Genomic DNA, 12,190 nt, shown 5'->3' on the forward strand with positions numbered 1-12,190 from the left:
CTTTAATTTTTCAATTGGTGCGATATGAAGAAAGGAAGTTACTTTTTGTGGAACAATTATTAAACAACAGAGCTAAAAACATACAAATTTCAGGCATTCGAAAATTCTTTAATGAAGTGACTCAGTTCCCAAACGCCATCTCATTAACATTAGGACAACCTGACTTTCCGACCCCTATGCATGTAAAAGAAGCTGCGATAAGAGCGATACATAATAATCAAACGGTATATTCTCATAACGCAGGATACATAGAACTTAGAGAAGCAGCCTCTTCTTTCCTACAAGAAAAATATGCTCTTACTTATGACCCCGCGTCTGAAATCATTGTAACGGCCGGAGCAAGTGAAGCCATTGATATCACATTGCGAACCATCTTGAGTGAAGGCGATGATGTACTTCTTCCTGCTCCCATCTATCCTGGATATGAACCCGTAATTACTCTTTGCGGTGCGAATACTATCTATATTGATACAACACAAACAGGATTTAAGGTGACACCTGAACTAATCGAAAAACACATTACTGATAGGACAAAAGCTATCATCATCCCTTCTCCTTCTAACCCAACAGGTGTTGTTTTGGAGGAACATGAATTACAGGCTCTTGCTCAATACTTCTCAAACAAAGAAATTTTTGTAGTATCTGATGAGATCTATAGTGAATTGAAATACGAGGGTGTACATCGATCGATCGCGAACTATGAAGGCATGCGTGAAAAAACGTTTGTGATCAACGGACTTTCAAAATCACACAGCATGACAGGTTGGAGAATCGGGTTGCTTTTCGGGCCAAGTAATCTCATGCAGCATGTTTTGAAGGTTCATCAATACAATGTCACTTGTGCTTCGACCATCTCTCAGGCAGCTGCTATCCGGGCATTAACGGACGGTAAAAATGATGCTTTCGATATGCGTAACGCTTATAAAGAACGGTTAGATTATTGTTACGAACGACTTCACAAGATGGGATTTATGTTTGAAAAACCGAACGGAGCATTTTATCTCTTTATTTCCATAAAAAAATATGGACTCTCTTCTTATGAATTTGCGTTAAAACTTTTACAAGAACAAGAAGTTGCTGTTGTACCTGGTGATGCATTTACAGTTATTGGAGAAGGGTATATCCGCATCTCCTATGCAGCTTCTATGGAACAGTTAAAAAAAGGAATGGATGGCATAGAAAACTTTATAAATTCCCTTACGTAAACTGCCCTCAAACTGGGCAGTTTTTTCGAATAAGTTAACATAAACATATTACGGTTAATTTAAAGTTTCTGAATAAGAACTTAAATTAGAAAAAAACTAAAATTAATTTATTCAAAGGATGCGTTTTTGTGAAGTTAAAAGCTTTATTAAATCACTTATCGATACAACCTATCATGGAGGATGATCCTGAGATCACAGGCATTACATCCCACTCTAAAAAAGTTAAGCCCGGAAACTTGTTTTTTGCGATTTCAGGTGTTCAAGCTGATGGCCATCAGTACATACAAGAAGCATTTGATAATGGTGCGGCAGCTGTGATCGGTGAATATGATGAGAACATAGGTCCTGGTGTTTATATATATGCTGAAGAAACGAAGCGTTTATTGAGTCTTGCCGCTTCCTACTTTTATGAAGAGCCATATAAAAAACATAAGATGACGGGCGTTACAGGAACGAACGGTAAAACAACAACATCCTTTTTATTACATCATATCCTCTATGTTCACGGTATTACTTCTGCTCTTTTTGGTACGGTATATCATTATATCAATTCCGAAATTGTGAAAAGTTCACATACCACACCAGATCCTGTTACCCTGCAGAAGATGCTTTTAGAAAGCGATGATGATGTAGTTGTAATGGAAGTTAGTTCACATGGAATCGAACAGAATAGGATCGATGGGATAACGTATGATCAAGCGATCTTTCTAAATCTAACACATGATCATCTTGATTATCATGGAACGATGGAGTCCTACTTCCTCTGTAAATCTAAATTATTTTCATACTTGAAAAATAAAGGGACGGCCATTATCTGCAGTGAAGGTGAGTATGGCAAGCGGTTAAGGGATGAACTGCGGTCAAAAAATGACTTGCAGATTTGGACCTATGGTAAACGAAAGTCTGATGATTTTTATATTGAAGACGTCGGAATTTATTCTTTTAACCTTGTGCATGAAACATTACAGGTGACTGTTTCATTACCATTACCAGGAGAATATAACGCCCTTAATACGACTGCTGCGATCGCCGCTGCATTAGATTATGGGATACCGATAAAGAACTCTGTTGAATATCTAAAAAGTTTCGGAGGAATTCCCGGTCGCTTTGAAGAGATCACACTTCATAACGGGACAGAAGTTATCGTTGATTATGCGCACACTCCTGATGGAGTTTCTCAAGTGCTTGAAGCCGCGAGCAAAAAAGCGGGAGAACGTCCTCTTTATCACGTTTTTGGATTTAGAGGAAACAGAGATTTATCGAAACGGACTGATATGATTAAGATCTCATTAGAATACAGTACGAAGACCATCTTAACAGTAGATGACTTAAACGGTATAGATCGTAATCAATTACTTCTTGAAACGGAAGAAGCGATTCCTAGAACTTCTCACCAGCCTGTGATCATTGAAGATCGGACCGATGCTATATTCTTTGCTCTTAAAGAAGCTCCTGCAAATTCTGTAGTAATCATTACGGGTAAAGGGCCTGAAAAGTATAAAGAAACGTACAATCACCCTTCAATGTCTGATCTTGCTTCTGTTGAGCTATACCAATCCTTAAACAAACCGACTTTAATATAGAATATCGTTTTCAAATAAGAACAGCACCCTAAACGAAAAGAGTGCTGTTCTTATTTGTTAACGCTTTATTCGTATACTTTGTTGTTTTTAGAGGTAGTTGATTTCCGTTTCAGATACACTCTTTCCACGGGGAAGGCGGTGAGCCACATTCGGACATTTCACTCCTAAGTGTCTCACCTCCTTAGTTGCAGTGGCTAGCCCCTCGAGGTCAAAAGTAAAATAGACCATGAAGGCAAAGAGCGCCATCTTAATCCATTCACCTTTTGCTTGTCGAGGCTGGACAAGCAACTTCCACTTTTAGGACTGCCCACCTGTCCTAGCGGAGAGTCAGCATCTTACACTTCAATCAACAAGCAAAGCAGAGCGTTTTAGAAAGATTATTCTTCAAGCTTTCTAATCTGTGTTAGTGAGTCGTTTAACTCTTGGATTCTTGCCTCTAGATCACCAGGCTGCTTCAATTCTTCAAAATAGTGAACAACTTGATTGATCATGTGTGTTTTAAATGCTTTTTCTGTGTTGATCAACACATCTTCATAATGGTGAGTAAGTTTCTTATCAGCTTCCATCAACCAATTTTCCACTTCATTGTCGATCTCATCAACAAGGTGATTCTTCAATTCGTTCGAACCATTTTGTTCAAAGAACTGCTTTGGATTCTTAAAATAAGATAGCCACTTCTTCAGTTTCGATTCATCCTGCACCTCAAAATCTAAAGAAAAGGATGGAGTTCTAAACAGATCACCCGTCTCATTTCTCTCTTGCAAACTCACACCTTCTTGATCTGCTTTAGAGATCAAATGAGCTACTTTTTCTTTCATGTCTTTTTGTATCCAATGATCTAAACGTAACGAACATGCCTTAAATTCCTGATGCAAATCATGCGAAATCTTTCCGTAAAGTTCTCCAATGCATTGAGTTAAAGCGTCCTTCGAACTTTGAACCGCGGCCGGATGGATCGTCTCTTTATAAAAATCATGATAACGAATCATTACACGCTGTTTGATATAATACAAAAGTTCTTTTTGTTCTTGAAGAAATTGTTTTTTCGATATTGTAATATAATCATTACTGAATTCAATCAGTGTTTTTTCTCTCTTCTGAAGACGCTCTAAATATTCGTCTTCTTTTTCCATTCTGTGAATGGTTTCTTTAATCATATTCTCCATGACCGTGCTTGCGTGTGTAACGGACGATCTTGCACTCTTGATCATGGCATTTTCCAGCTCATGTTCAATATATTGAGTTAGGCTGGATGAAAATGCATCAAAGCCGCTTTCTGCACGCTTACTTGCAATCAGTTCGTTTTTACTAGAAACCGGGAATAACCTCGGATTTCTGATTCCGAAAGTAAGCAGATTGTTCTTCACATGATGGACAACATCGTTCTTGTCTTCTTCTGTTTCAGCAAGATCAGCAGCATTGATCGCAAAGAACATCTTATCTGATGAGAAGGTATCTTTTATTCTTCCTAACTGAATCAAAAATTCTCGATCTGCATATGAAAACGCATGGTTAAAGTAAGTAAGATAAATGATAATATCTGCATGTTTCATATATTCGAACGCGACTTCAGTATGGCGGGAATGAATCGAGTTCGCTCCGGGTGTATCAACAAGTACAAGACCTTTTTCTGTTAACGGACAGCTGTAATAGATCGTAATTTTTTTGATAAAACAAGCTCTTGTTTCATCTGCAGCATATTCGCCGATCTCAGAGATCTCTTTATTTAGTACTTCTCCTAAATGATCGTTCGCCCACGCGTAACCTGCTCTGTATGAGGTCAGTCTCTTATCTGATGAATTCAGTAACTCTTTCAATTCCTGATCTGTAGTTTTTAAGAGGGTGTTGAGCTCTTTAGTTAGTTCTTCAACACTCTTCATCTCAATCATGATCGAACCGTGGTGATGCTCACGATCTGGATATCGTATCTCATTAATAGCTGCTGTCGTAGGATTTGGTGAAGATGGAAGGATACTTTCACCAAATAATGCGTTCGCAAAAGATGATTTCCCTGCTGAAAACGCTCCAAAGAGAACCATCGTAAACGATCGTTTATCAAGTCTCTCTTGAAGTTCCTCCATCTCCGCAGCCACGTGTGAGAGCCCTCTAACCGGTTTCAATAATGATACAGCAGTAGATAATTTTTCTGTTTCTTTTATAAGAGAATCTGTACTAGAGTGTAACGTAATTTGATTTTCCTCTTCATATTGGTCTGTTGCATCTTCTATTGGTTCTTTATCAAACTTCTCTTTAAACATCTCGATCGATAGAGGCTCGTATTCAGCAAGAAACTTTCTTTCATATTCATCTATTGATCGATTGCCAGATACATCTGCATTCAACAACTCATGAAGTTCATGTTTTTGTTCATCCCAGTTTTCTGCGATCTCTTTCTCTTGATGCAAAGATTCTAGTTCTTTTTCAATCCTGTTAATCTCTTCTGTTAAGTTTGAGAGCACATGATCTGCTTTTGAGTCTAAACATGTTTTAACAGCATTAATACATCTTGCAGCTTCTTGACGTGCTTTCTTTTTAACATCATTTGATAAATTGTTGCAATAGTTTAAAAGACCTTGCCCTTGTGAAGATAACCCAGGTGTGACGAATGAATGTAACATGTCTTTATTAGCTTTTATCGGTTCCCAATCTGGAAGGGTATGGTCCACTTCTTTTTGAAGAGAGCTTATAAAATTTTGAGCATGCCAATTGATATGAGCATCGATTGACTTTTGTAGGCTTTCTAGTAACGCATCTGTTCGAACAGTTCGTTCTTGTTCTGTTTTCTGTTTAGAAAAGAAGATCCCAACTTTAAAGTCTTTTTTGGCAGATTCGATAAAGGAGCCTGCTTTTTCTCTCGTCTCATAAGGCATTAGTTGTGCTGATTCTAAAATAGTAACAAGTTGGTCCTTAACACTTTCTTCTTTTTCAATGATGACCTGTTTTTCTTGAGATAACTGTTTTGAAAGATCTTCATGTTCTTGTGAAAGAGAAGCTAATCTTTGACTAACAACATCAATGGTTACTAAACCTTCTTCTGTTCTTTCTACAAAATCATCCACAAAATGCTGAAGCTGATTATTCACTTGTTTTAATAGAAGAGCATCCTTGTTTTGCTCGATTCTTTTAATATAAGCCATAAGAGCAGTTAGATCATTATGGGATAAATTTTGCTTCTTAACACTTGTGAAAAAGATGTGCTCTTTTGGAATTCCTAGAGAAAGAAACGATTCAAAAACGTTTTCCTTAAAAGATGTAAACTTCAACTCTTCTTCACGGTGCTTATCAATCTGGTTAACGATTAACCGGACATCTTTTCCTCTTTGAATCAATGATGAGATGAATTCCATATTCGTCTCAGAGAGTATATGATTATAATCCATTACATAAAAGATCAGATCTGCTAAATAAACAACGTTCTCTGTTGCTTTCTTATGGAGAGGATCGGTCGAATCAATTCCTGGTGTGTCGTAAAAAGCGATATTCTCTACGTTCTTTTCATCACCGCCATAATAGATCTCAATCTCCTCAACAAGCTCTGCATCTTTACAGAGTTCTTTTATCTCATTTACGTCATATGGAGAGTGAAATGTAACCACTTTTTTATTTTTAAGCGTAACAACTGCTCTTTCTTCTCCTCTTACCATCTTAACGATGTTTGCACTCGTAGGAATCGGAGAGGACGGAAGAATGCCTGTTTCTGAGAGTGCATTGATCAAGCTTGATTTTCCTGCAGAAAAATGCCCGCAAAAAGCTATAGCAAACTCTTCCTTCGCTACTTTAAGGAATAGTTTGCTTAATTGGTCTTCTTCTTTTCGATTGTCCATGTTTTGAAACGCTTCATATAATCCGATCAATCTCTGTTTTTCTGTTATCAATAATTCTTTTTCAGTTGACTTCATCGTATCCACCTGTCTTCAATACTGTATCACTATCCACTTTACCATATATATGATAGCGATTTCACCATTGATTATCTATTATCTTGGAATCCGAATGAGTTTATTTTTAGTTGAGTTGAAAAAAATATGCCATAAAATATTCATCTTCAAATTTGCCTTCTATGATCACTTGATTTCTTTGCTTTCCTTCTATAATAAAACCAGCTTTTTCATAAACCTTTACTGCCTTCTCGTTTCCAGAAAAAACAGTAAGCCATATCTTATGTAAATTATTATTCTCTCCCCATTTTAACGTATGAGCCAGAAGTTCTTTTCCAATACCTAGGCCCTGTGCTTCTGGATGAATCCAAGTTCTAAAAACACCGGTGTGTTTCTTCATTTGAAGTTCCCCTCTTAGCACTCTAGCGATCCCTACTACTTTTTTGTTCCGTTCGACCGCTGTATACAAATTCCCCTTACGCTTAACCTCATGAATAAACTCAATCTCTTCTGTAACGGAATGAGGCTCCTCTTTTTGAAGGTATCTACCGGCTTTTACGATCGCTTCTACATGTTGTGTGATATCTTCTGCATCTTTTTCTTCTACGGGCCTTAAGATGATCTCTTCCCCATTTTTTGCTGTAAAGAAGAAGTTGTCCCCATTTGGCATGGCTTTATTCCTCCAAAAGTTGTGATTGTATTATTATGTCTTCTTTACAGGTTGTCATGCATCAAGAAAAATAATGATGATTGAGTGTGATCGTTGACTGATCGATAACTGCAATGCCATATGAAAACTGCTTTTGCCTTCTTTTATCTGTTGGCGAACCGGGGTTAAAAAGGACCGTTCTCCCGTATAGGTCATGGAAAGGGATGTGAGAATGACCAAATATAATCAGGTCAGCAGAATCTCTTTCACATCCTCTGTATGCACGTTCTGGTGTCGACCTTCCCTTGCCTAGGTGGCCATGAACCATTGCAATTTTTACATCTTCAATAGAAACAAGTACTTTTTCGGGCAGAGTTTTGCTCCAATCCTCTTTGTCTACGTTCCCCTTTACTCCATAAACAGGCGCATACGTTTTGAGTTCTTCGTAAACAGATTGAGTTGTCCAGTCTCCTGCATGAAAAATGTAATCAATATCCTTTCTTACAATGTCTAGAATGGGTTCTGGAAATACCGTTCCTTTTTTCGGCATATGTGTATCAGAAATTATTAGGATTTTTTTCAACTCAGTAAACCTCTTTTCATTGGCAACCAGCTTGCAGGGCTGTATTTTTCATATTGATCTTTCATATGATTTATTTAAAAATAGTTAGGAAACGAAAACAAAAAAAGCAAAGGAGACTTTCTCCCTTGCTTCATGTATGATTTATCTGTTTTTAAAATCTTCTCGAACACGCTTTTGTGAACGATATGATTGATCACGGCTGCCGGTGCTGCTGCGGTTTCCACCATCGCGAGAACCACTGCGCTCGCCTTTAGAGTATCCAGAACGGCGATTATCTCTTCCGCCTCCACCCTCTCTTTTAGGGCTTCCTCCAGAACGTCTACGATCAGAGAAACGATTATTAGGACGTCTCTTTTTAACTGATAGTGGCGGCTCATCTGTAAGATTGATCGGAGTCGTATCAGGTTCTTTCGTAAGAAGCTTAAGCGCTGCAGCTAAAAGTGTTACAGAATCGTTATCTTCTAGTAACTCAACTGCTGTTTGCTTATAACCGTTAAAGTTATCTTCTCCAACAACTTCCATCAACTTTTCAAGCGTGATCTGCTGTTGTCCTTCCATTGCTTCTGATACAGAAGGAATGGTGCATTTTACCATTTTACGCTTCGTAATTTTTTCGATCGTGTATAGGTGATCGATTTCACGTGGCGTGATGAACGTTAATGCATAACCTGTCTTCCCTGCACGTCCAGTACGTCCAATACGGTGAACATAACTTTCTGGATCTTGAGGAATATCGAAGTTATAAACGTGAGATACACCAGAGATGTCAAGACCACGAGCTGCTACGTCTGTTGCAACAAGAACTTCGATCGTGTTGTTTTTAAACGCACGTAACACTTTGTCACGTTTAGCTTGCGGAAGGTCACCGTGGATTCCTTCAGCTGAATATCCACGTTTGCTTAATGCTTCAGCTAATTCATCTACACGACGCTTCGTACGTCCGAAAACGATCGCAAGCTCTGGAGAGTGAATATCCATGAAACGGCATAGCGCATCAAACTTTTGACGTTCTTTAACTTCAACATATTCTTGCTCAATATTCTTAACAGTCATTTCAGACGCTTTTACTTTAATAAGCAATACGTCCTTCATGAATTTTGCAGCCAAGTTTTGAATCTGCTTAGGCATTGTTGCAGAGAAAAGCATCGTGTGACGTTCTGTAGGAACGTTTTCTAAGATCTTTTCGATGTCTTCAACAAATCCCATATTAAGCATTTCATCAGCTTCATCAAGCACAACTGTATGAACACTATCAAGCTTCAATGTTTTTCTATTAATGTGGTCTTGCACACGTCCTGGTGTACCTACTACGATGTGTGGACCATTTTTTAATGCTTTAATTTGTCGAACAATGGATTGTCCACCATAAATCGGCAATGTTTTGATTCCTTTGAATTGACCGATTTTATTAAGTTCTTCTGCTACTTGAACAGCTAACTCACGAGTTGGAGCTAATACGATACCTTGAACGAATCGTGATCTAGTATCCATTTTTTCGATTAGCGGTATACCAAACGCAGCTGTCTTACCAGTCCCTGTTTGTGCCTGGCCAATAAGGTCAGTCCCCTTAAGTGCTGTTGGAATGGTATCACGCTGAATCGGTGTTGCTTCCTCAAATCCCATGTTATTAATGGATTGAAGCAACTCAGGACTTAGTCCTAATTCTTGAAATGTTGTCAATGTTCTATCTCCTTTTCTGTGACGAAAAAGGTTTTACGATAACCTCGTGGATCCGGCATGGATTGTCATGTTAAAGTGCCGGCCAATTTGTTTTTTCAAAATACATCATGATTTGCACATAAAATAGCATTCCCTAATTAAGTATTGATGGGAAATGCTTAGCCATGTGAATATGCGTAAAAATTAAACGTTAATAGTTACAAGGCTATCCGTAATTCAAACTTGTTCCGTCCATATATATTCCGTTGTTAAACTTATCACGTAAACCTAATAAATGCAACTCTTTACATTGAAAGAGCTGTTTAAAGTTTATTCACTCAACTCTTTAAACATGTGACATTTCACTTGAACGGTATTATTCTAACCAATGTAGTTTTGAATGAAACGTCTTTTCTTCCGTATGAAAGAATAAATTTTTGAAACCATCGCACGCTAACACTATTATCTTCAGTATGAAAGAAGGACTCTTTATGGATCAAAATTGGGTTTCTATTATTCCGTTCTTAGTGGTAATTCCTATAGCTATCAAGACTAGACAAGTTCTCCCAGGTTTGATCGCAGGTCTGTTGACTGGGTCTTACCTACTCCATCCAACCCTCGTAGGCGGATTGGAAAAGATGGTCCAATTTTTAGTGAAAGGACTGGTTGACCCTAAGAACATAAAAATCTTAGTGTTTTTGTATGCCTTTTCAGGACTCATCTCTATGATTAAACTTTCTGGGGGAATTAAAGGCTTTGTAGAAGAAGCTTCTAACCGAATCGAAACAAAAAAAGGAGCTTTATTGCTTACTTATGTGTCTACGATCGGTACTTTTGCTGCTCCAAGTTTTCGTTTCGTCACTATTGCACCAATCATGAGAGCTCTATTAAAAAAAGTAAAGATGTCTACTCAAGAACTCGGCTTTGTTATTGAGACTACAGCAACTCCCATCATTGTATTGATACCGATCGCTACCGCATTTGTTGGATACATGACATCCATTGTAGACATATCGTTAAAGAACGAAAATATTACAGCAGATCCTTATTCTCTTTTTATACAAAGCATCCCGTTTAATTTTTTCTCTTTTGTGATGATAATCGTGGGGATCTACCTGAGCTTCTTTCATCATTCAAAATCAACAGAAGAAACAGACCCAAAAGATGTTGGTGAAACCGAAGAGGATGATTGGCATAGTTGTGATCCAGCTGTTAATAAGGAACTTCCAAATAAACCATGGAACCTGCTCCTCCCACTCATTCTCGTCGTATTCCTTACTCTACTGTTAACTTGGTGGGATGGTTACAAAAAAACGAAAGGAAATTTTTTTGCAGCCTTCATTTCCGCAGATGTAATGGATGCGATGCTTATCGCACTGTTGTTCACCACAATATTCACTTTTCTTTTCTTTCGTTTTCAAAAAATGAAAACAGGTGATCTTTTGAATGGATTTATTTTCGGTGGTAACGAATTGATGAGTGTTATCGTGCTGTTAGCTGTAGTTTGGGGCTTATCTTCCGTTACTGAAGAACTTGGATTCTCTGCTTTTGTAACTTCATATGCAGGATGGATTCCTGGATCAGTTATCGTCCCTTTGCTTTTCATCTTTGGCTGTGCCGTTTCCTATTTTATCGGATCTGCTTGGGGTACATGGGGAATATTGATGCCTCTCGGTGTTTCGATGGCAGGAGTGGCAGATGTTTCACTGCCTCTTGTGATTGGAGCAGTCTTTGCAAGTGGAACATTCGGAGCATTCGCTTCGCCTTTAAGTGATGATACGAACACGATCGCACGCATTTTAAACCTATCCGTCATCACTTATGCACGATACAAGCTTAAACCAGCACTAATAGCTGCAGCCATAACAGCTGTACTATATGGAGCTACTGTATTCTTCATTTGAACCTCCTGATTTAGGAGGTTCGTTTTTTCCCTTCTTCTCTTACTTTGTTTATTACTTCTTGGTAGCGATCTCTAGACCAAGAATGATAAGAAGGGTGTGGTACCCCTTCTATAATGGTTAAACTCTCTTTATTCGTCAGTTTGTTCACATATTTTTCTGCAAATCTTCCGCATGGAACGATAAGTGTATTTTCAGTAAGCAATGTTGTTAATCTACTTTCGAAATGATGCAGTAAAAGTTGATCGAATTCGGCTCTGGATTCATCTTTAAAGACTTTCATTGAACTCGTTCTTACTGCTTCAGCGACTTTGATCTCACCACTATATCTGTTTACGAAAGTTTGATCAGGAAATGCAGTACCTTGCAGTGGAAAAGGACAAACATTTACAATTCCGAACACTGTCTTCTTATTCTCATTTATGTACTGTTTTAACAACTTTCCCATTGGAAGGGTCTCTTCGACTTCAAACAATTCTTTTGCCATCGATCTGCCAGATAGACCCGCCAAAGGTACTCCAGATTTGATCTCCTCTTTATGAGGCGATTCTAAAATAAAAATCATATTCGTGTGTTCAGAAATTAAATCTTGAACGCTATAAAGTGATGATGCTTCTTCAAAGAAAGAATGAATGTCCACCAAATCTGCCTCCTTTACTCAATAAATGTTGATTACTATTTATCTGTCTCGCACAAAGCGAGCAGCCTGGAATGGAAATCAACGCCCCCTAA

The 12,190-nt window shown here is 38.1% G+C and carries 8 protein-coding genes; 3 read left to right on the forward strand and 5 right to left on the reverse strand.

Annotation, left to right across the window (positions count from 1 at the left end; genetic code table 11):
* Positions 1 to 47 precede the first annotated feature (47 nt).
* Positions 48 to 1,205, forward strand: a complete 1,158-nt coding sequence (locus H9648_RS08790) for an aminotransferase A (protein WP_191753521.1) — start codon at positions 48 to 50, stop codon at positions 1,203 to 1,205.
* A gap of 128 nt (positions 1,206 to 1,333) precedes the next feature.
* A complete protein-coding gene (locus H9648_RS08795) occupies positions 1,334 to 2,788 on the forward strand; it encodes a UDP-N-acetylmuramoyl-L-alanyl-D-glutamate--2,6-diaminopimelate ligase (protein WP_191753522.1) in 1,455 nt (484 codons plus the stop codon).
* Positions 2,789 to 3,165: 377 nt separating this feature from the next.
* Here H9648_RS08795 and H9648_RS08800 read toward each other — a convergent pair whose 3' ends face one another.
* The 4 genes from H9648_RS08800 to cshA form a co-directional block, all read right to left on the reverse strand.
* The gene (locus tag H9648_RS08800) at positions 3,166 to 6,687 is read right to left on the reverse strand and encodes a dynamin family protein (protein ID WP_191753523.1); all 3,522 of its coding nucleotides are present in this window, start codon (positions 6,685 to 6,687) and stop codon (positions 3,166 to 3,168) included.
* A 106-nt stretch (positions 6,688 to 6,793) separates the two neighbouring features.
* Entirely contained in the window at positions 6,794 to 7,336 is a 543-nt protein-coding gene (locus H9648_RS08805) for a GNAT family N-acetyltransferase (protein ID WP_191753524.1), read from the reverse strand.
* 61 nt (positions 7,337 to 7,397) lie between these two features.
* A complete protein-coding gene (locus H9648_RS08810; RefSeq protein ID WP_191753525.1) occupies positions 7,398 to 7,898 on the reverse strand; it encodes a metallophosphoesterase family protein in 501 nt (166 codons plus the stop codon).
* Between the two features lie 141 nt (positions 7,899 to 8,039).
* On the reverse strand, positions 8,040 to 9,578 hold the full coding sequence (cshA, locus tag H9648_RS08815; RefSeq protein WP_318243505.1) for a degradosome RNA helicase CshA: 1,539 nt from the start codon (positions 9,576 to 9,578) through the stop codon (positions 8,040 to 8,042).
* A 470-nt stretch (positions 9,579 to 10,048) separates the two neighbouring features.
* Here cshA and H9648_RS08820 point away from each other — a divergent pair, with 470 nt between their 5' ends.
* Positions 10,049 to 11,461 (forward strand): Na+/H+ antiporter NhaC family protein, encoded by a 1,413-nt coding sequence (locus H9648_RS08820; RefSeq protein ID WP_191753526.1) that lies wholly within the window; start codon positions 10,049 to 10,051, stop codon positions 11,459 to 11,461.
* 10 nt (positions 11,462 to 11,471) lie between these two features.
* On the opposite strand, the gene H9648_RS08825 is transcribed toward H9648_RS08820, so the two are convergent.
* Entirely contained in the window at positions 11,472 to 12,098 is a 627-nt protein-coding gene (locus H9648_RS08825; protein ID WP_191753527.1) for a uracil-DNA glycosylase family protein, read from the reverse strand.
* Between the last annotated feature and the right edge of the window lie 92 nt (positions 12,099 to 12,190).

It is taken from the genome of Fictibacillus norfolkensis (assembly GCF_014836645.1).
Lineage (GTDB): Bacteria > Bacillota > Bacilli > Bacillales > Fictibacillaceae > Fictibacillus > Fictibacillus norfolkensis.

Bases quoted from the DNA above. Each gene is read 5' to 3' on its own strand.
- H9648_RS08800 (WP_191753523.1), bottom strand. From the start codon at position 6,687: ATGAAGTCAACTGAAAAAGAATTATTGATAACAGAAAAACAGAGATTG.
- H9648_RS08805 (WP_191753524.1), bottom strand. From the start codon at position 7,336: ATGCCAAATGGGGACAACTTCTTCTTTACAGCAAAAAATGGGGAAGAG.
- H9648_RS08820 (WP_191753526.1), top strand. From the start codon at position 10,049: ATGGATCAAAATTGGGTTTCTATTATTCCGTTCTTAGTGGTAATTCCT.